Here is a 20,036-nt window from a genome sequence, read left to right as displayed (position 1 = left end):
CACACAACCGGTCCGTGTCCGGCTGCTCTTTCTCTTTGACACTTGTCGTGATGGAATCTCGGGGGCCCGACGTCGGCGAGTCGGCCGTGTGCGGTGCCCGGCGAGCCGAATGCCGGGCCCGAATCAGGAGGACGGTGACGTGAGCAAGCGCCCCAACAGCGCGAATGGCGTCATGTCGCGTCTCAGTCGACCTGCGAGTCGACTCCGAGACCTACCGATCTGGTCAAAACTAGGCCTGATCATGTTGGTTCCGACGGTGGCGACGATCATCGTTGGTGTCAACGGCCTTGTGGACCACATCGACGAAGCCAGTAACGCGGAGCGCGCACGCACCCTCTCGGTGCTGTCGCAGGCGGCCGGTGGTCTGGTCGACCACCTTCAGGCCGAGCGCACTTACGCCATCATGATCTTCACGGCGAAGACCACCAGCAACACGCCTGGTTTCCAGGCCGCCGTGGAGCTCTACAACGGTGAGCACGCCCAGGTGGACGCCGCCAAGGAGCCCTACCTCCAGCAGAAGCAGGTCCTCGAGGACGTCCCCGAGAACGTCGGCAAGCTGATCGTTCGCCTGGACCGTAACCTCGTCGACCTGCCCACCTTCCGGAGCCGGGCGGCGAAGGGCGGCGAGGACCTCGGCAACATCACGAAGACCTACGACACGCTCGTCAACGACCTGCTCCAGGTCCGTGACGCGTCGGCACAGCTGGCCATCGACCCGGAGCTGAGCAACCACCTCCGGATGGTGGCCGCGGTCGCGCAGGCCAAGGACTACATCGCCCAGCAGCGCTTCATCGGCCAGCAGGTCGTGGGAGCCGGTGAGTTCAACTCGAAACTCCGGCAGGAGTTCCTGGAGACCCAGACCGGTTACCTCCTCGCCACCGAGACGATGAAGGCGGTCGGCACGGCCGAGGAGCAGGAGCTCTTCGACAACACCGTCGTCGGCAAGCAGAAGCAGCAGGCGGAGAACCTGAGCATCCCGCTCATGGCCCTCCAGGGTGACAACATCCGGAAGATCCAGTTCAACTCGGGCGAGTGGGAAGAGGCCCTGTCCGGGTACAACTCCCTCTTCCGCCAGGTGGAGTCCGAACTCGACAAGCAGATCGTGGCCGACGCCACCGACCTGCGTGACGAGACGAACCAGCAGGTCTTCCTGGAGACCAGCATCCTGCTCGGCATGCTCCTGCTGGCCATCCTGTTCGCCTGGTTGGTCGCCCGGTCGATGGCCCGCTCGCTGCGGGAGCTGCGTCAGGGTGCCCTCGCGGTCGCCCAGTTCGGCCTGCCGCACGCGGTCAGCCGGCTGCGTGACCCGGCGCTCTCCGCGTCGCTCACCCCGGCCCAGGTCGCCGACCAGATCGCCGAGCCCCTCCCGGTGCGCAGCCGGGACGAGTTCGGGCAGGTGACCGAGGCGTTCAACGCGGTTCACCTCGAGGCCGTGCGGACCGCGGCCGAGCAGGCCGCACTCCGTGCCTCCGTCGCGACGATGTTCGTCAACCTCGCCCGCCGTTCGCAGATCCTGGTCGACCGGCTCATCGGTCACCTGGACCGGCTGGAGCGCGGCGAGGAGGACCCGGACCGGCTGGCCGAGCTCTTCCAGCTCGACCACCTGGCCACCCGAATGCGTCGTAACGACGAGAACCTCCTGGTTCTCGCGGGCGCCGACTCGACCCGTGTGCAGCGCGAGCCGGCCGCTCTGATCGACGTGCTCCGTGCCGCCCAGTCCGAGGTCGAGCACTACACCCGCATCGAGTTCGGCATGATCGACCGGGAGATCGAGGTCGCGGCGCACGCCGTGAACGACATGGTCCACCTGGTCGCCGAGCTCTTCGACAACGCGACCGCCTTCTCCCCGCCGAACTCCAACGTTATGGTCGAGGCCCGGCGCGTCGGCGAGAACGCCGTACTGACCGTCGAGGACCACGGCATCGGTATCAGCCGTGAGCAGCTCCGCGACCTCAACGAGCGGCTCGCCAACCCGCCGACGGTGGACGTGGCCGTCTCCCGGATGATGGGCCTCGTCGTGGTCGCCCGGCTGGCCAACCGCCATGCCGTTCGGGTGGAACTGCGACCGGCCGACCGCGAGCGCGGCACCGTCGCCGAGGTGGGCCTGCCCGTCTCGGTCCTGGCCACCGCCGCGACCGCCCAGGTCCATGGGCGTGGCTCGTTCGACGGTGGTCCCGGCGCCGGCCTGCCCGGTGGCTTCGGCGAGCCCCTGGCTCTGGAGAGCAGCGGCTACCCCGGATCCAACGGTTACCCCGGATCCAACGGCTATCCCGGTTCCAACGGCCCCAACGGTTCGGTCCCGGCGTGGTCCGACCTGACCGGCGCGGCTCCGGCCGGCTTCGGCGGGTTCAACGCCGGTGGCCACAACGGTGGCGGCGGCTTCAACGGCAACGGCCTGGCGAACGGCTTCCACGGCCCGCGCAGCAACGAGGTCATCCCGCCGCTGCCGTCCGGTCCGCAGGGCTTCGCCGGCCTGGACGAGCTGGCCCAGCGCCGCAGCGGTGAGTACCAGCGCCCGGAGAGCGACACCAACGGCTTCGGCGCGAACATACCGCGGCAGCTCCCCGCCAACCCGAACTCGTTCATGCCGCCGGTCTCGGCGCCCCCGCTACCCCCGGTCTCCGCACCGCCGGTGTCGGCGGCCCCGTACTCCGCGGCCCCGATCGAGCCGATCTCGGCCTCGCCGATCTCGCCAGCCGACCAGCGCAACCCGTTCGCGGCAGCGCCGCCGGCCTGGCCGCCGGTCGTCGCCGAACGCGAACCGGCCACCCCGCACGTGCCCGAGAACCTGGCCGCCGCGCTCGACATGACGGCCGAGATCCCGCGGTACCGTCCGGAGAACTTCGAGCCCCAGCCGCAGGTGGCGCCGCCGGCCAACCCGCAGACCGCACCGTTCCCGGTGTCGGCTCCGCCGGTGACCATGCCGGTGGAGGTGCAGGCCACGGCCGCGGCCCAGATGGCCTCCGCCCGTGAGGGTGCGGTTCCGTTCGCCGACGAGACGATGGAGCTGCCGATCTTCCGGGAGCTCGAGTCCGCCTGGTTCACCACCACGGTGCCCGGCGCCGACGACGGCCGGCCCAAGGTCTCCGGCACCGGTGAGGAGTCGGTGGTCTCCCAGCGGTTCCCGACCGGTGAGCCGACCCGCAACACGGCCGTTCCGCAGCAGGCGGCATCGCCCGAGGTCCGCAACCTCGACACGGCTAGTGTTGGTGCACCGGCCGCGGCGGCGACCGGTTACGGCAACGACGCGGCTCCCGCGTCGAACCCGTGGCGGACCGCGGCCGACGACGGCTGGCAGGCGGCTCGTGCGGCCGCTGAGGCTCCGGTCGATTCGACCACCAATGCGGGCCTTCCGAAACGTACGCCGATGGCGCAACTCGTCCCCGGCGGTGTCGACCGGGGCGGTACCTCCGTCCAGCGCCGTACTCCTGAGGGGGTTCGCGGTCTCCTTTCCGCGTACCACCGTGGTGTGCAGCGCGGTCGCACCAAGGAACAATCGACCAACCTGGAGGACACTCCGGGAGGGCAGCAGCCCTCGCAGGCTGGCAAGGAGCATGAGGCATGACATCTACGCAGGATCTCGGTTGGCTTCTCGCCAACTTCGCCGACCGCGTTCCCGGGGTCGCGCACGCGATCGCGGTCTCCGCCGATGGTCTGCTCCTGGCGGCCTCGCGGGACCTTCCGCGTGACCGTGCCGACCAGTTGGCGGCCATCGCGTCCGGCCTGGTAAGCCTTACCCAGGGCGCCGCGCGATGCTTCGAGGGCGGCGCCGTCCTTCAGACGGTCGTCGAGATGGACAACGGATTCCTGTTCCTCATGTCCATTTCTGACGGCTCCTCCTTCGCGGTGCTCGCGGCGCGCAGCTGCGACGTCGGTCAGGTCGGCTACGAGATGGCCCTCCTGGTCGACCGCGTCGGCGAGGCGTTGACCCCCGCGCCGCGTTCCGCGGCCGGGGTGCTGGGCTGAGGCGACAGTCAGCCGGAGTCGATCAGGGGCTCATCCGGGGTTTTCGGCCGCGGATAGGCTCCAGCCGGCTACTGGTGAAAACTTTGAGAACCAATACACTTCGAGGGGCCGAGGAAGGGGTTGAGGGTGACGATGCCTGAACGCGATGAGCCGACTGGCGCGCTGGTCAGGCCGTACGCCGTGACCCGTGGTCGGACCCGGCCGAAGCTTGAGATAGCGCTGGAAGCGCTGGTCGAGACAACCGTGCGCGGCCGTTCTGGAATAAGCCGCGGCGGGCAGGGTGGAAGCGAGCATCAGTACATCGCGGCGATGTGCGACGGCGGCCGAGTTCAGTCGCTGGCCGAGATCGCCGCTCGCATGCAACTGCCGCTTGGTGTGGCACGTGTGATCGTCGCCGACATGGCCTCTGACGGCCTTGTCGCGGTGTACGAGCCCACCTCGCTCGAGGACGAGACCGACGCGGTAGGCACGGAACTGCTGGAAAGGGTGCTGAGTGGACTTCGCAGGCTCTGACATGTCTCACCGTCCCGCTGCGGGACGCGTGACATCGGCGAAGATTGTCATCGCCGGTGGCTTCGGCGTCGGTAAGACGACGCTGGTGGGGTCGGTCTCGGAGATCACCCCGCTGACCACCGAGGCGATTATGACCTCGGCCGGTGTGGGTGTCGACGACAACCGGCAGGTGCCGGGCAAGATGACCACGACCGTGGCCATGGACTTCGGCCGGATCAGCATCGACCGCGACCTGATCCTCTACCTGTTCGGTACCCCCGGCCAGACACGGTTCTGGTTCATGTGGGACGAACTGGTCCGGGGTGCCATCGGTGCGGTCGTGATGGTGGACACGCGTCGGCTCGCCGACTGCTTCGCCGCCATCGACTTCTTCGAGCATCGCCGCCTGCCGTACCTGGTGGCGATAAACTGCTTCGACGGCATGCAGTACCACAACGCGCAGGACGTGCGGGACGCTCTGGCGATCTCGAGCGACGTGCCGGTGGTCAGCTGCGACGCCCGGAACCGCGAGTCGACGAAGAACGTCCTCATCTCGCTCGTCGAGTATGTGCTGACGATGCGTCGCACCCGCGCGACCGCGCCCGCCTGAGCAGAGACCGTCTGACGAGCCGCTCCACTGGGGAGGCTCAGCGCCCAGTCAACGGTCGAAAGCCCCGTCCCGCCGGTGGAAACCCTCCACTGGCCGGTGCGGGGCTTTCGCGCGCTTTCCGGCCGTCCGTCATCGTATATGAGCGGTCACCCGTTGTCACAAGCCGTTCCCAGTAACCGGATCAACTCGTCCAGTTCGTCGATCCGGTGCTCCGGGAGGTAGGTGTCCGGGTCCACCCGCGTCCCGGAAGCGCCCGGGTAGCCGGCGTTCGTGACGAGCACCGGCCGCATGCCGGCCCGGCGGGCGCCGTCGTGCTCCCGGCCGCCGCCGTCGCCCACGAACCAGCACTCCTCGGCCGGGACGCCGAGACGCTCGGCGGCGACGGCGTACAGCCGGGGGTCAGGTTTGCGGCGACCCTCGCGCCAGGAGAACACCGGGACATCGATGCGGTCCGCGTAGACCGTCTCCGGCCACGCCTCGGACAGCTCGCTCGCGCAGTCGCTGAGAAGCCCCAGACGGAAATCCCGGGCCCGGAGGTGGTCGAGTACCGCGAGGGCGCCCCCGCGCGGCGTGCGGACCCGCTCAGCGCCCGCGTGGTGTGTCGCGACGGCGCGGTCGAGCCGTTCGTGGTCCGGTTCGGCCCCGCAGCGGTGGGCCATCGCCCGGAGCGTCTCCCGGGTCCCGCCCAGCGCCCCCACGATCCGCTCCGGGAAACTCGCCACCATCGCCGCCCGGAACGCCTCCGCCGGCACCCCGAGCGCCGCCGCCGTCTCCGCGAACGTCCCCGGCCGCAGCGCCTCCGCCGCCGGATCCGTCAACGTCCCGAAGAAATCGAAAATCACCGCGCGCATCGCGCCATCATCACAAAACCCTTCACCGGTACGGGGTGAGCAGCCCTCGACCGCACAACCCCTGAACCCTGGCGCACCGCGATCCGCTGCCGGGTCCCGCCCGTGCGGCACCGCCGGGCTGTGCTGCCCACCCCATCTCCCATCAACGCCGTCCCGCCACGAAGGACACGACCCGGGGAACGGCGGAGGGGCCGCGACCGGGTGGTCGCGGCCCCTCCGAGGGATCAGGGCGGGGTCAGCGGCCGCCGTACCCCGCGCTGTTGTTGCGGTACTCGTCGGCGGGCTGGCCGTCACGGGTGAAGTCCCAGCCGCCGGCCGCCTCGCGCCCGGGGCGACCGCCCATGGCGAAGCCGCCGATCTCCTGGCCGCGCCGCCAGCCACGGAAGTAGCCCGTGGTGTGTGCCGCGATCGAGGCGGCGTCGCGGACGATGCGGATCGGGCGTTCCTCACGCAGTGGGGAGCCGGGGACCAGGTTGGCCTGCGGCACCCGCTTGGGCAGACCGGCCGAGGTCTCCGCGGCGACGGCCGGGGTGGCGGCCTTCTCCGCGGCGCGCCAGCCGCTGTCGTTGGGGTTGGTCCAGGTGACGTCGTCGTTGGTGTCGGTGTGGCCGGTGAACCAGGCCGACCGGGCCGCCGCGAAGATCAGCAGGTCGCCGTCGCTGCTGTCGGACGGGACCGGCGGTGCGGAGCTGCGGTCCAGCGCGGTCAGCTTGCCGCCGTTGTGGCCGCGGTCGTCGCTGTCCGGCCGGCGCATCGGCGGGGTGGCGGCGCCGCCCATCTGGTCGAGCCCGGGAAGGCGGGCGCGCTTGCCGTTCTTCGCCTGGTCGACGAGACGCAGCGCCGGCTCCTTGGGGAGTTCCAGGGCGGGCGGCTCCTGCGGCATGTCGTGCCATGGCGGCCGGACGCGGCCGCCGGGCGGCGAGCTGACCGAGGAGGCGATGGGCGCCTCGTCCTTCTCCGTGTTGAGCAGCGGCCAGTTGGCCCGGGAACCCGGCTCCGGCATCTCCTGGGCGGGCCGCTGGGCCGGCATCGGGAGGCTGAAGTCGGTGGGGCCGGCCTGCGTGCCGTTGGCGGCCGGCTGCTGACGGGGCGTGGTCTGCGGGCGCGGCGGGATGACCGTGCGCCGCTCGGCCCGGGCCCGGCTCAGCTCGGCGTTGGTCAGGGTGGGCCGGAACGGCTCGCCGGCATCGGCGGGTGTGCCCGCGGCAGCGGGCGGCACCGACGACGGGCGGGCGGGCGGAACCGACGTGGGGCGGACCGGCGGCACCGACGACGGTCGGGCCGGGTTGCGGGTCGCCGGCGCCGGACGGGACCCCGGGGTGATCGGGGTCATGCCGGGCGGGGGCGGTGGCACCGAGACCGGCCGGTTCAGCGGGTTCGTGGAGCGGCCGGGCAGACCGTTCGCCGCGGCCGGGGCCATCGGGGGCGGCCCGATCGGGTCCGGCGCGACCGGCGGCGCGGTCATCGGGCGGGGAGTGGCCGGGCCGGCGCCGGAGGAGGCGGGCTCGGGGCGGCCACGACGGCCGAAGCGGCTGCCGTTGTCGCCGGTCGGCACGGGCTCGAGCACGGGCGGCTCGGCGCCGCGGCGGGTGCCGCGACGGCCCACGTTCGGTCCGGTGAGCGGCGGGGTGGCCCGGGCGTCGAGCGTGCCGACCAGGGCGGCGCAGGCGGCGTCGCAGGAGCGGATGGCCGAGATCGCCTGGCGGACCGACTCGGCCGCGGCGGGGGCGAGGGACTTGTTGACGCCGCCCCGGCGCGGGGACTCGCTGATCGCGACCTGGAGGGCGGTGACGGCGGACCCGACCTCGCCGGAGGACCCGGCGCCGGCGCGGACCAGCTCGGCGGTGATCTCCCGCAGAACCTGGTCGGTGTCGCCGGCCCGGCCGGTCAGCCGGCCGGGCTCGGGCACCGCGTCGAGCACGGCCATGCAGACGGGGTGGGCGGGATCCGGGTACGCCCGGAGGGCCGCCGGGTAGAGCTCGCGGAGGACCTCGCGCAGGGCGACGGCCGCCGCGTTCCGGCCGCCCAGCATCGCCACATGGGCGGCGAGGACCGGCTTGTAGCTGACGAGCTCCCGGGGAGCGGGCAGGGTGACCGCGGCGATCGCGCCGGCCTGCAGCGCCCGGGCCAGGCCGACGGCCCGCCGGGCGGCCGCAGGCGCCGCGATCTCCTCGGGAGAGTCGTCGTCGGAGAAGCGTTCGGCGAAGTCGTCGGCCCCGTCGTCGTCGACGACCACGAGTGGCCGGCCCGCCGCGGTGAGGAGTGACGTCACGACGTGGTCGTCGCTGTCGGCGGCGACCGCCGCGTCGCTGAAGCCCGTCGTCCGCTCCACGAGCAGCGTCCCCAGCTGGGCGTAGCCGGCCGGGTCGTCGCTGATCTCATGGACGCCGAGCAGCCGGCCTGCGTCGTCCACCACGGCGACGGTCAGTGGTGCGGCCGAGGCCGTACGCACCGAATCATCAGCCGACGCGAGACCGCAGTACACGCGCACGAGCGCCACGGCGTCGTCCTCCTCCCCGGGAGTGCTTCTCTGTGGCCAAGGATTGATATTCCCTGGTAATCGGTCAGTCACGCCAGTCCACAGCGGCAGAGATCTTGCCGATCACCGAACGCCAGCCGAGACTCGCCTGTTGTGCCCCGATTTTCTTCAATCGGCGGCGACCGAAGAATCCGCCCATCCCGCCCTTCTCCGAGGTCCGGAGGGACTCGTCGAGATCGTCGAGAGGTGAACCGGGCGACAGCGCCAGGATCACCGGCTTGATACGGAGTGCATACCCCAGGTCGCGGGCGATCTCGCCGGCGTTGATGAGCAGCGGCAGGTCCCACGTGTCATGTCCGCCGCGCAGGTTCTCCACCACGAGATCGAGCTCGTAACGGTCCTCCGGCTGCGGGTCGATGTCGCTCGACTGTACCCGCTCGGCCAGGTCACCCCAGGTGTCCAATTGTGCGAGATCGTGCGGAGCACCCGAACGAAGGAAGGAGACGAGCGATTCGGGCGTCTTGAAGGCGAGCAGGCGGCCCTTGTGACTGAGGAACATGGGCACCTCCTCGTCATCCGCCTGGGCCGCGGGCTCGTCCTCGAAGTCAGCCGGGTCCGGCTCCTCGGTGGATTTGCCCTCCTCCGCTTCGCCCTCGGTGAGGAGTGCCTGGTACTCCTCGTCGACGATGACCTCTTCCTCGTTCTCCTCGGCACGCCGCTTGCGGGCCTCGAACGGGTCGTCCTCATCGATCTGGACCTCGGTGGGCGTGAGCTCGGACGCCTTCCGGTACGCCCGGAGGGTCAGCGCCACCCCGGCCGGCAGCGCGATCTCCACCGGCGAGACGCGGACATGCTCCCAAAGCTCCCGCCCGGAAGTCCCCTCGGACGAGGGCTTCTCGGCCACCGGCGCGGACGCCTCGGGCTCGTCGGACTGGCTGGTCACGGTGACCTCCGGGTGATCTGGGGGTGGCGGGACGGGTGACTCTGGGCACACACCCTAGTCGGCAACGCTGTGTGACATCCGCCCCGTCCCCAGCGCCATCCGAACTGATGTCGTCAGTAGCCCTTCGGGTGCCACACCGTCTTGGTCTCCAGCAGAGCGGTCATCGGGCGGAGCCCGGGGTCGGCGGTGAAGTCGACACCGCCGGTCACCGGCCGGATCACCCGTTTCAGCGTGCCCGCCGCGGCGCGTTCCAGCTCGATGGCCACGTCGGGGTGGTCGACGCCGGTGAGATCGATGGCGTTCACGTCGTCGTGCGAGGCGAGCCACGGCGCGGTCTCCGCGTACCGGCCGGTGAGGAGGTTCACCACGCCGCCCGGTACGTCCGAGGTGGCCAGCACCTCGGCCAGGGTGATCGCCACCTGCGGGCCGGCGGCCAGGACGACCACCGTGTTGCCGGTCACGATCGCCGGGGCGATCACGCTGACCAGCCCGAGCAGCGAGGGCGGGGCGACCACGGCGACGACGCCGGTGGGCTCCGGGGCGGAGATGTTGAAGAACGGCCCGGCCACCGGGTTGGCGCCGCCGGCGACCTGGGCGATCTTGTCGGACCACCCCGCGTACCAGACCCAGCGGTCGACGGCCGCCGACAGCTCGGACGACCGGACGCCCAGCGCGGTGAACTCGGCGCGCCGGGCCTCCATCATCTCGGCGATCCGGTAGAGGACCTGACCCCGGTTGTACGCCGTGGCGCCGGCCCACTTGGGCTGGGCGGACCGGGCGGCGAGCACCGCGTCCCGGGCGTCCTTGCGGGATGCGAGCGCCACGTTGTCGCCGTCCACCAGGTAGGTCCGTCCTGACTCGCTGCGAGGAAAGGCGCCGCCGATGTAGAGCTTGTAGGTCTTGCGTACGGAAAGCCGGCCCGGCTCGGCGGGGGCCTTCACGGAAGATGACTTAGGCAAGGTACGCCTCCAGGCCGTGCCGGCCGCCCTCCCGGCCGTAGCCGGATTCCTTGTAGCCGCCGAACGGCGACGCCGGGTCGAACTTGTTGAACGTGTTGGCCCACACCACACCGGCCCGCAGTTTGTCGGCCACGGCGAGGATCCGCGAGCCCTTCTCGGTCCAGATGCCGGCGGAGAGCCCGTACGGAGTGTTGTTGGCCTTGGCGACGGCCTCCTCCGGAGTACGGAAGGTGAGCACCGACAGCACCGGGCCGAAGATCTCCTCGCGGGCGATCCGGTGCGCCTGGGTGACCCCGGTGAAGATCGTCGGCGCGAACCAGAAGCCCCGGTCCGGCAGCGTGCACTCCGGCGACCAGCGCTCGGCGCCCTCGGATGCGCCAATTTCCGACAATTCGGTAATACGGGTGAGCTGTGCGGCCGAATTGATCGCGCCGATGTCGGTGTTCTTGTCCAGCGGGTCGCCCACCCGCAGCGTGGCCATCCGCCGTTTCAGCGAGACCAGCAACTCGTCGGCGACGGACTCCTGGACCAGCAGCCGCGAGCCCGCGCAGCAGACGTGCCCCTGGTTGAAGAAGATGCCGTTGACGATGCCCTCGACGGCCTGGTCGATCGGGGCGTCGTCGAAGACGATGTTGGCCGCCTTGCCGCCCAGCTCCAGGGTGAGCCGCTTGGCGGTGCCGGACACCGCGCGGGCGATCTCCCGGCCCACCTCGGTGGAGCCGGTGAAGGCCACCTTGTTCACGTCCGGGTGCTGGACCAGGTAGGCGCCGGTGTCACCGGCCCCGGTCACGATGTTGACCACGCCCGGCGGGAGTTCGGCCTGGCGGCACACGTCGGCGAAGAAGAGCGCGGACAGCGGGGTGGTCTCGGCCGGCTTGAGCACCACGGTGTTGCCGGTGGCCAGCGCGGGCGCGATCTTCCAGGCCAGCATGAGCAGCGGGAAGTTCCACGGGATGACCTGGCCGGCCACGCCGATCGGGCGCGGGTCGGGGCCGAAGCCCGCGTACGCCAGCTTGTCCGCCCAGCCCGCGTAGTAGAAGAAGTGTGCCGCCACGAGCGGCAGGTCGACGTCGCGCGACTCCTTGATCGGCTTGCCGTTGTCCAGTGACTCGAGCACGGCCAGTTCGCGGGAGCGCTCCTGGATGATCCGGGCGATCCGGAACAGGTACTTGGCGCGCTCGGCGCCGGGCAGGGCCGACCAGGGGCCGAAGGCGCGGCGGGCCGCCGCCACGGCCCGGTCGACGTCCTCCGGGCCGGCCGCGGCGACCTCGGCCAGCACCTCCTCGGTAGCCGGGTTCACCGTTTTGAAGACGTTGCCGTCCTTGCCGCCGTCGAAGGCGCCGTCGATGAACAGCCCGTAGGACCCGGCGATGTCGACTACGGAACGGGACTCGGGTGCTGGTGCGTACTCGAACATGCCTCAGTCCAGGGTGAAGTAGTCCGGACCGGCGTAGTGGCCGGTGGTCAGCTTGGTGCGCTGCATGAGCAGGTCGTTGAGCAGCGAGGAGGCGCCGAACCGGAACCGGTCGGGGTTGAGCCAGTCGTCGCCCACCGTCTCGTTGATCAGCACGAGGTACTTGATCGCGTCCTTGGTGGTCTTGATCCCGCCGGCCGGTTTGACCCCGATGATCCGCCCGTGCCGGGCCCGGAAGTCGCGGACCGCCTCCAGCATGACCAGGGTGATCGGGAGGGTGGCGTTGACCGTCACCTTGCCGGTGGAGGTCTTGATGAAGTCGGCGCCGGCCAGCATCGCGAGCCAGGAGGCCCGGCGGATGTTGTCGTACGTCGCCAGCTCACCGGTCTCCAGGATGACCTTGAGGTGGGCGCCGCCGCACGCCTCCTTGACCGCGGCGATCTCGTCGAAGACCCGCGTGTACTCCCCGGCCAGGAACGCGCCCCGGCTGATCACCATGTCGATCTCGTCGGCGCCGTCGGCGACCGCCTCCCGGGTGTCGGCGAGCTTCACCTCCAGCGGCGCCTGACCGGACGGGAAGGCGGTCGCGACGCTGGCCAGGTGCACTCCGGAGCCCGACAGGGCCTCCGCGGCGACCTTGACCATCGCCGGGTAGACGCAGATCGCCGCAGCCGGCGGGCAGGTGGGGTCGGCGGGGTCGGGCCGCCGCGCCTTGGCGCAGAGCGCCCGCACCTTGCCGGGGGTGTCGGCGCCCTCCAGCGTGGTGAGGTCCACCATCCGGATGGCCAGGTCGATCGCCTTGGCCTTGGAACTCGTCTTGATCGACCGGGTCGCGAGCGCAGCCGCCCGCGCCTCGACGCCCACCTTGTCGACCCCGGGGAGGCCGTGCAGGAACGAGCGGAGATCGGACAGTTCAGCGGCCGCTGTCACAGTCATGAGAACGATTCTACGCAACCCCGTAGCAGTTGATCATGTTGGAACGATTAGGTTGTTGCCGTGGATGTCCTTGTCGTAGACCACCCGCTGGCTCAGACCCGGCTCACCGCGATGCGCCGTACCGGGACCGACTCCGGGGTCTTCCGTGCCTCGCTGCACGAACTCACCACGATGGTGGTCTACGAGGCGGCCCGCCTCTTCGCCGTCGAGAAGTACCCCATCGAGACGCCGGTCGCGGCGACCGAGGGCACCCGGCTGGCCAACCCGCCGCTGATCGTCCCGGTGCTCCGGGCCGGTCTGGGCATGGCCGACGCCGCGCTCGCGCTGCTGCCCGAGTCGTCGATGGGCTTCGTCGGCCTGGCCCGGGACGAGGAGACGCACGAGCCGCGCGCCTACATGGAGTCGCTGCCCGGCGACCTGACCGGCCAGCCGGTCCTGGTCCTCGACCCGATGCTGGCCACCGGCGGCTCGCTGCTGCACTGCTGCCGGCTGCTCGCCGACCGCGGCTGCACCGACATCATCATCTGCTGCGTGCTGGCCGCCCCCGAGGGCGTCGACCGGCTGAGGGACTCCGGCCTGCCGCTGCGCCTGGTCACCGCGTCGATCGACCAGGGCCTCAACGAGAAGGCCTACATCGTGCCGGGCCTGGGCGACGCCGGCGACCGCCAGTTCGGCGGCATGCGCCGCTTCTGAAAACCCGTTTCGGGTACGGCTGTGGCCGTACCCGAAAGCCGGACCACCGATCTACGCCCGGCGCGGGCGGCAAAGGCGTGAGCGGGCAGCCGGTCGCGGCCTTGTGCGTACGATCAAATGGTTTTGGTGTAGCTCCAGGACAGCGCCTGGCCGGCGGCGAACGGCATGACCCCGTGGAAGACGGCGGGTTTCTCCGCGAAGACCAGCGGGAGAAAGTGCCGGTCGGACTCCCACATCGGGATCTTTCCGGCCAGCACGTCGGTGACCTCGACCCAGTGCAGACTGCCCTCGTCGTTGGCGGTGTGCGGGGTGCCGGTCCAGGACGTGATCCGGAAGAGGAAACCGAACCAGTTCTCCCCGTTCCGGCCGAAACCGGGCCACGAGATCGTGCCGGCCAGGTCGAGACCGGCGCAGTCGAGCCCGGCCTCCTCGTGGATCTCCCGGCGCATCCCGGCCACCACGTCCTCGCCGGGCTCCAGCTTGCCGCCCAGGCCGTTGAACTTGCCGTAGTGGATGTCGTCCGGCCGGGCGTCCCGCCGGATCATCAGCACCCGCGAGCCGCCCGGGGAGAGGACGTAACCGAGGGTGGCCAGGATCGCTTGCACCGATGCACCTTACCGGCGCGGGCCGGAGCCCCGCCCGCGCCGGTGAGGTGGTCAGCGGTCCAGGAGCGCGAAGAGGCTCTCCCAGCGGTCCACGATGCTGTCCGGGCTGAACCGCTGAACCGACTCGCGGCCCGCGGCACCGAGACGGGCCCGCAGGTCGCGGTCCTTGATCAGGCGGTCCAGGCCGATCGCGAACCCGCTCACGTTGCCGGGCGTGACGACCAGGCCACCGCTGACCTCGTCGTCGATCAGCTCCCGGATGCCGGGCGCGCAGTCGAACGCCACGGTGGGCAGCCCGTACGCCATCGCCTCCATCACCGCGATCGGGAAGCCCTCCTCGCGGGACGGCAGCGCGTACACCGAGGCGGAGCTGAGCGCGCCGTCGATGTCGCTGGTCTTGCCCTGGAACAGCGCCGTGTCGTCGAGGCCCAGCGAGCGGGCCTGGGTGCGCAGCGCCTGCTCGTCCGGGCCGGCGCCGAAGATCTTCAGCTTCCAGTCCGGGTGCTGCGGCCCGACCTGCGCCCACGCCTCGATCAGCATGTCGATGCCCTTGTCGTGGGAGAGGCGGCGGAGCGTGACCACCGTCTTCTCGTCCAGCGTGGGCAGCGTCTTCGGCACGGTCATCAGCGGGTTCGGCATGGCGCCGACGTTCGACATGCCGGCCCGGGCCCACGCGTCCGCGTCGGCGTCGGTGAGCGACAGGTGGATGTCCATGCCCCCGTAGAACTTCAGCACCCGGTTGTAGCGGCTGCTGTTCTTGCACGCCTCGAACGACTCGTGGGACATGCCGATGACCTGCATGCCGGTGGTGTCCGCGGCGGCCACCCACTCGCCGGCCCACACCTGGGAGGCGATCACCACGGCGCCCGGGGACTCCGCGGTGCGCAGCAGCTCGTTGAGCCGCCGGACGCCACCCTCGAAGATCTGCTGCCGCTTGCGCAGCATCAGGGTGCGGGCCGGGTTGAGCGCCGCCGCGCCGGTGGCCTTGCGGCGCCGGGGCAGTTGCTCGTCGTGCAGGGTGAACGTCGGGTACGGCAGGTCGGAGCCGAAGTCCCGGTAGTCGGTGGCCGGCTCCATGCCGATCAGCCGCACCCGGTGGCCGCGTGCGGTGAACAGCCGTGAGATGTCGTGCACCCACTGGGTGAGGCCACCCAGCTCGTTCACGCTGTTGCAGATGATGAAGATGTCGCGGGTCTCAGCCACGGCGTGCTCCGGAACGGAAGAAGCGGTCGACCACGGCCTTGGCGGCCTGACCGGTGTCGAACTCACCGTACTGGGCCACGAACTCGCGGCGCTTGCCGGCGTACGCCGAGGCGTTGCCATCCAGGTCGGACAGCGCGGCGATCAGCTCCTCCGAGGTACGGGTGAGCGGGCCGGGCGCGATCGAACCGAGATCGAAATAGGAGCCGCGGCTGCTGCCGACGTAGTCGTCGTAGTCCGGCACATGGAAGATCATCGGCCGGTCGAGCAGTGAGTAGTCGAACATCAGCGACGAGTAGTCGGTGATCAGCGCGTCCGAGATCTGCATCAGCGGCGTGACGTCGTGCACGTTCGCCACGTTGCGGACCGAGTGCCCGTACGCCGGCGGCAGCGCGAACGACACCAGGTAGTGCGGGCGGACCAGCAGCACGGCGTCGTCACCGAACCGGTGCACGAACTCGTCGAGGTCGAACGGCAGTTGCAGGCCGGACTTGCGGTTCACCTCCTCGGGGCGGAACGTCGGCGCGTACAGCACCACCTTCCGTCCGTCGGTGAGCCCCAGCGACTTGCGCAGCTTGGCGACCTCGGCCTCGTTACCGCCGTTGACCAGCGCGTCGTTACGCGGGTAGCCGACCCGCAGCAGCTCGGCGCCGACCCGCATGCCCTGGGTGAGGGTGCGTTCGTCGTGCTCCGAGCGGACCAGGAACACGTCGAACCGGTCGATCGCCCGCTGCAACCGCTGCTGCGACTGCTCGGTCTGCGCCTTGATGGTGGCCTCGTCGAAGCCCATCTTCTTGAACGCCGACCCGTGCCAGGTCTGGATGTACGTGGTCTCCGGCCGCTTGCGCAGGTCGTGCGGGAAGCCCTGGTTGTCGATCCAGAACTCGGCCTGGCCGAGCGCCTGGAGGTACGCCCACGAGTTGCGCTGGACCAGCTTGGCATCGGACGGGAAACCGGTCGGATGGGTCGCGTACACCCAGATCGGGGTGAACTTGATCCCCTGCCGCTTCATCTCCTCGTAGATGGCGCGCGGGCTGTCCGAGAACTGCTTGCCCATGTGGCTCTCGAAGACGACCGTGCCCTTCTTGACCGGCATCTTCAGGAAGACGTTCTCGTACCAGGACAGCTTGGTGGCCCGCTTGTTGCGGCGCTGGCGCAGCGAGGTCTGCAACTCGGCGGCCCGCTCCCAGGCGCGGCTGCCGATGCTGGTGTTGCGCACCCCGCTGATCGCGGCGGTGCCCAGCTTCGCGGCGCTGCCGTCCGCGTCCAGCCGCAGCGCCACGTTGCCGCTGTCGGTCCGGTAGCCCTGGAGCAGGTCGGCGGTGAGCCGGGTGAGCTTGGGCCGGGCCGGCAGCCGCAGCGCCTCGGTCACCTCGTCCTCGGCGAACAGGGCCAGGTCGGCGCTGTCGGTGCCGACGGCCAGGTGCAGCCGGACCGAGTAGTTGGGGTCGATGAGACCCACCGGGCGCAGCAGCCGCTCCGGCTCGAAGGTGACCGTCCAGCCGACCCGCTGCTCGTCCACGACGAGCTGGGCCTTCGTCTTGAACACCCGGCGCTTGCTGCGCCGCTCGGAGAAGACCAGCTGCGCCTTCGGCGCCGACTCGACGGTGATCCGGCCGAGCGGGTTGACGAACGAGCCGGCGATGGTGACCAGGTCGCCGTCGCGGTGGACGCTGTCGATCCGGCCGCCCAGGCGCAGTTTGCTGAGCGGGCGGTCCTGGAGGCCCAGCTCGGTGACGTCCAGCACCGCGCGGCCCAGCTCGTCGTCCAGGTGCCGGTCGGACCAGTACACCCGGCCGTCGTGGACCACCAGGTCGGCGGTCAGGTGCGGCTGGAACGGCTTGCCGACCATGTAGTCGTGCACCGTGGCCACACCGTGGTAGTCACCCTGCCGGGCCAGGTAGGCGGCCATCGCGGGCAGCGGCTTGGCCTGGAGGAACGCCTCCGGCTGGAGGGTCTCCAGGTAGGGCCGGGCGGCGTCGACCAGGGCCCGCTGGTTCTCCTCCGGGAGGGTGCCGAGCCGGGCCAGGTGCACCCGCAGGTCGTTCTCGATGAACCGGATGTCCTTCTGCAACCGCAGGTCACCGGCGTCGTGCTTGGTCAGCAGGTCGTCGATCTTGCGGGTGACGATGATCCGGTCGGTGATGTTGCGGATGTCGGCGGCCCGGCGGGTGATCGAGAGGTTCGCCGCCTTGCGCTCGATGTTCCACGTGTAGATGTGCTGCGGGATGATCGCGATCTTCTTGGCCGCGAGGTACGCGTGCGCCGAGAACAGGTTGTCCTCGTACAGCCGGTCCTCCAGGAAGACCAGGTTCTCCCGGGTCAGGAAGTCGTGCCGGTACAGCTTGTTGGTCGACAGCACGTCGTAGAGCAGCTCGGGCTGGTCGTGCAGCGACTCGTAGACCACCTTGCGCTGGACCAGCCAGGGCATCCAGGAGGTCTCCTTGCCGGTCGCCACGTCGTGCCGGACGCAACGGCCGATGACCATGTCGGCGTGCGACTGCTCGGCCATCGCCACCATGTTGCGGCAGGCGTGCTGGTCCAGGGTGTCGTCACTGTCCAGGAACATGATGAACCGGCCCCGGGCCGCCGCCACACCCCGGTTGCGGGGCGCGCCGCAGTGGCCCGAGTTGGCCTCCAGCCGGATGTAGCGCACCACGTCCGGGTGCTCCGCGACGAGCCGCTCCACCACGGCCTGCGTGCCGTCCGTGCTGTGGTCGTCGCAGACGATCACCTCGTGGCTGCGCAGAGACTGGTTCAGCACCGAGCGGACCGCGGTCTCGATCCGGGCCGCGTCGTTGTACACGATGACCACGACTGTGACGTCTGGGGGCCGGGGCTGGGGCGAGGTCACGGTCGACGTGGTCCTTTCTGAAAGTTCAAAGCTCTCGCGTCCGTCGTCGCAGCCAGGAGGCGGGGTGTGCACGGGACGCGGTGATGGGGACGGGGCCCAAGGCGGTCAGCATCATAGGTTACAGCCAGCGTGCTCTCATCCGGCTCACGATCAAGGCGGCGGTGAATGGCTGCGGCCCGGTGTCACCGGCCGGATGATGAGGTCAGCTAGCCTCGGTGCGGGATTCGGAGAACGAGAGGACGTTTCGTGAAGGTACTCATCGCCGGTGGCGCGGGCTTCATCGGCAGCACGATCGCGTCCTGTCTGCTCGACAACGGACACCAGCCCGTCATCCTGGACAATCTGGTCACCGGCCGCCGCGAGTTCTGCGAGGGCCGGCCCTTCTACGAGGGTGACATCGCCGACCCCGCGATCCTCGATCGGATCTTCGACGAACACCCGGACATCACGGCCGTGGTGCACTGCGCGGCGCTCATCGTGGTGCCGGAGTCGGTGGAGCGCCCGGTTCATTACTACCGGGAGAACGTGGCGAAGACCCTGGAGTTCGTCGACCACCTGATCGGCAAGGGCGTCACCCGGCTGCTGTTCAGCTCGTCGGCGTCGATCTACCAGCCCGGCGAGGACTTCACCGTCGACGAGAGCTCGGCCCTCACGGCGCTCAGCCCGTACGCGCGGACCAAGCTGATCGTCGAGCAGATGCTGAGCGACATCACCGCCGCGACCCCGATCAAGGTGCTGTCGCTGCGCTACTTCAACCCGATCGGCTCCGACCCGAAGATGCGGACCGGCCTCCAGCTGCGGTCCCCGAGCCACGCCCTGGGCAAGCTCATCGAGGTCTACCGGGAGGGCAAGCCGTTCCCGGTGACCGGCGTCGACTACCCGACCCGGGACGGCTCCGGCATCCGCGACTACGTGCACGTGTGGGACCTGGCCGGCGCCCACCTGCGGGCCCTCGAGGTCTTCGACACGCTGCCCTTCGAGAACGGGTCGCTCGCCATCAACCTGGGCACCGGCACCGGCACCACGGTGCTGGAGTTCGTCGAGGCGTTCAACCAGGTGGCCGACCGTGCGGTCGAGGTCGGGCACGCCCCGCGCCGCCCCGGCGACTCGGCCGGCGCCTACACCCGCAGCAGCCGCGCCGCCGACCTGCTGGGCTGGCGGGCCGAGCACAGCGTGGCGGACGGCATCCGGGATTCGCTGAACTGGTTCGCCCAGCGGGAGCGGATCCTGCCGGATCTTTCCGCCCGATAGCGGCTGATGATCTGACCGACCTGGGGATCGGCTCGGATGACTCGGGCCACTATCGTTGCGTCACATGACCCCCATCCCGCTCGCCGAGGAACTCCTCCTCCTCGCGTATGACGACCAGACCGGAAAGGCCACGGGTTCCCGCATCGGGCTCGACCTGGGCATGGCCGCCGCGGTGCTGATCGACCTGGCGCTGGCCAACCGGATCGCGTACGCGGCCGACGGCTACCTGAAGGTCGTGGACGCCACACCGCTCGGCGACCCGGTCGCCGACGCCGTGCTGGGAAAGGTCGCGTCCGACGAGCCGCACACCCCGGCCCAGTGGCTGCAGCGCCTGCGTCACCGGCTGCGTACCCGGGTGCTCGAGGACCTGTGCGCCCGGGGTGTCGTGCAGGACGTGGACGAGACCCAGATGGGTGTCATCCACGTGCACCGTTACCCGACCAGCGATCCGGCGTACGAGGCCGAGATCCGGCAGCGGCTGGCGGCCGCGCTGACCGGCGACACCCTGCCCGACGAGCGGACGGCCGCGCTGGCCACCCTGCTCGTCGCGGCCCGGATGGAGCCGGCGCTGAAACTCCCGGCCGGGGAGTCCGAGCGGGCCCACGAGCGGCTCGCGGAGATCGCCAGCAACGCCGGCTTCGTGGGTGACGTCTCCCTGGAGGACTCCATCGTGCGGCCCAGCGTCGCGCTGGTGGTGGCCACCCTGGGCCGGGCCATCCAGGCCGCGCTGGGCGCCCCCAAGCCGATCTGACCGCTTCCCCCCGGGGCTTCGCGGGAAGCCCC

At 70.4% G+C, this 20,036-nt stretch carries 16 protein-coding genes; 7 read left to right on the top strand and 9 right to left on the bottom strand.

Annotation, left to right across the window (positions count from 1 at the left end; translation table 11 throughout):
- Positions 1-139 precede the first annotated feature (139 nt).
- The 4 genes from BJ964_RS06795 to BJ964_RS06780 all read left to right on the top strand — a co-directional run bounded on the left by BJ964_RS06795 (position 140) and on the right by BJ964_RS06780 (position 5,068).
- A complete protein-coding gene (locus BJ964_RS06795; RefSeq protein WP_188119882.1) occupies positions 140-3,565 on the top strand; it encodes a sensor histidine kinase in 3,426 nt (1,141 codons plus the stop codon).
- Entirely contained in the window at positions 3,562-3,966 is a 405-nt protein-coding gene (locus BJ964_RS06790) for a roadblock/LC7 domain-containing protein (RefSeq protein WP_014447580.1), read from the top strand. Before BJ964_RS06795 ends, BJ964_RS06790 begins: the two co-directional genes overlap by 4 nt.
- A 132-nt stretch (positions 3,967-4,098) precedes the next feature.
- Positions 4,099-4,479, top strand: a complete 381-nt coding sequence (locus BJ964_RS06785; protein WP_188126825.1) for a DUF742 domain-containing protein — start codon at positions 4,099-4,101, stop codon at positions 4,477-4,479.
- Position 4,480: 1 nt separating this feature from the next.
- A complete protein-coding gene (locus BJ964_RS06780; RefSeq protein ID WP_183222624.1) occupies positions 4,481-5,068 on the top strand; it encodes a GTP-binding protein in 588 nt (195 codons plus the stop codon).
- 146 nt (positions 5,069-5,214) lie between these two features.
- Here BJ964_RS06780 and BJ964_RS06775 read toward each other — a convergent pair whose 3' ends face one another.
- The 6 genes from BJ964_RS06775 to deoC form a co-directional block, all read right to left on the bottom strand.
- On the bottom strand, positions 5,215-5,919 hold the full coding sequence (locus BJ964_RS06775) for an HAD family hydrolase (RefSeq protein WP_188119881.1): 705 nt from the start codon (positions 5,917-5,919) through the stop codon (positions 5,215-5,217).
- 235 nt (positions 5,920-6,154) lie between these two features.
- Entirely contained in the window at positions 6,155-8,419 is a 2,265-nt protein-coding gene (locus BJ964_RS06770) for a transposase (protein ID WP_229806601.1), read from the bottom strand.
- 64 nt (positions 8,420-8,483) lie between these two features.
- Positions 8,484-9,341 (bottom strand): DNA primase, encoded by an 858-nt coding sequence (locus BJ964_RS06765; protein ID WP_188119880.1) that lies wholly within the window; start codon positions 9,339-9,341, stop codon positions 8,484-8,486.
- 113 nt (positions 9,342-9,454) lie between these two features.
- On the bottom strand, positions 9,455-10,282 hold the full coding sequence (locus BJ964_RS06760; protein ID WP_229806600.1) for an aldehyde dehydrogenase family protein: 828 nt from the start codon (positions 10,280-10,282) through the stop codon (positions 9,455-9,457).
- Between the two features lie 10 nt (positions 10,283-10,292).
- Positions 10,293-11,717 carry an aldehyde dehydrogenase family protein gene (locus tag BJ964_RS06755; protein WP_188119878.1) on the bottom strand — a complete coding sequence of 475 codons (1,425 nt, stop codon included), beginning with the start codon at positions 11,715-11,717 and terminating at the stop codon, positions 10,293-10,295.
- 3 nt (positions 11,718-11,720) lie between these two features.
- Entirely contained in the window at positions 11,721-12,650 is a 930-nt protein-coding gene (deoC, locus tag BJ964_RS06750; protein WP_188119877.1) for a deoxyribose-phosphate aldolase, read from the bottom strand.
- Positions 12,651-12,710: 60 nt separating this feature from the next.
- On the opposite strand from deoC, the gene upp reads away from it, so the two are divergent.
- The gene (upp, locus tag BJ964_RS06745) at positions 12,711-13,343 is read left to right on the top strand and encodes a uracil phosphoribosyltransferase (RefSeq protein ID WP_188119876.1); all 633 of its coding nucleotides are present in this window, start codon (positions 12,711-12,713) and stop codon (positions 13,341-13,343) included.
- 113 nt (positions 13,344-13,456) lie between these two features.
- On the opposite strand, the gene BJ964_RS06740 is transcribed toward upp, so the two are convergent.
- From BJ964_RS06740 to BJ964_RS49035, 3 genes are read right to left on the bottom strand one after another with little or no spacing between them, the layout of a single operon-like run.
- A complete protein-coding gene (locus BJ964_RS06740; protein ID WP_188119875.1) occupies positions 13,457-13,948 on the bottom strand; it encodes an NUDIX hydrolase in 492 nt (163 codons plus the stop codon).
- A 51-nt stretch (positions 13,949-13,999) separates the two neighbouring features.
- Complete coding sequence (locus BJ964_RS49040; protein WP_188127573.1) at positions 14,000-15,151, bottom strand: glycosyltransferase; 1,152 nt, start codon at positions 15,149-15,151, stop codon at positions 14,000-14,002.
- Positions 15,144-18,002: a bifunctional glycosyltransferase/CDP-glycerol:glycerophosphate glycerophosphotransferase gene (locus BJ964_RS49035; RefSeq protein ID WP_223149492.1), complete on the bottom strand. Its 2,859-nt coding sequence runs from the start codon at positions 18,000-18,002 to the stop codon at positions 15,144-15,146. Before BJ964_RS49035 ends, BJ964_RS49040 begins: the two co-directional genes overlap by 8 nt.
- A gap of 246 nt (positions 18,003-18,248) precedes the next feature.
- Between BJ964_RS49035 and galE the strand changes: the two genes are divergently transcribed.
- Complete coding sequence (gene galE, locus BJ964_RS06725) at positions 18,249-19,253, top strand: UDP-glucose 4-epimerase GalE (protein WP_188119873.1); 1,005 nt, start codon at positions 18,249-18,251, stop codon at positions 19,251-19,253.
- A 64-nt stretch (positions 19,254-19,317) separates the two neighbouring features.
- Positions 19,318-20,004 (top strand): GOLPH3/VPS74 family protein, encoded by a 687-nt coding sequence (locus BJ964_RS06720; protein WP_183222635.1) that lies wholly within the window; start codon positions 19,318-19,320, stop codon positions 20,002-20,004.
- Positions 20,005-20,036 lie beyond the last annotated feature (32 nt).

Source organism: Actinoplanes lobatus, assembly GCF_014205215.1.
Taxonomy (GTDB): Bacteria; Actinomycetota; Actinomycetes; order Mycobacteriales; family Micromonosporaceae; genus Actinoplanes; species Actinoplanes lobatus.
This window is presented reverse-complemented; position numbering and strand designations above follow the sequence as displayed.

Bases quoted from the DNA above. Each gene is read 5' to 3' on its own strand.
- BJ964_RS06785 (WP_188126825.1), top strand. From the start codon at position 4,099: ATGCCTGAACGCGATGAGCCGACTGGCGCGCTGGTCAGGCCGTACGCC.
- BJ964_RS06780 (WP_183222624.1), top strand. From the start codon at position 4,481: ATGTCTCACCGTCCCGCTGCGGGACGCGTGACATCGGCGAAGATTGTC.
- BJ964_RS06790 (WP_014447580.1), top strand. From the start codon at position 3,562: ATGACATCTACGCAGGATCTCGGTTGGCTTCTCGCCAACTTCGCCGAC.
- deoC (WP_188119877.1), bottom strand. From the start codon at position 12,650: ATGACTGTGACAGCGGCCGCTGAACTGTCCGATCTCCGCTCGTTCCTG.
- BJ964_RS06755 (WP_188119878.1), bottom strand. From the start codon at position 11,717: ATGTTCGAGTACGCACCAGCACCCGAGTCCCGTTCCGTAGTCGACATC.
- BJ964_RS06720 (WP_183222635.1), top strand. From the start codon at position 19,318: ATGACCCCCATCCCGCTCGCCGAGGAACTCCTCCTCCTCGCGTATGAC.
- BJ964_RS06775 (WP_188119881.1), bottom strand. From the start codon at position 5,919: ATGCGCGCGGTGATTTTCGATTTCTTCGGGACGTTGACGGATCCGGCG.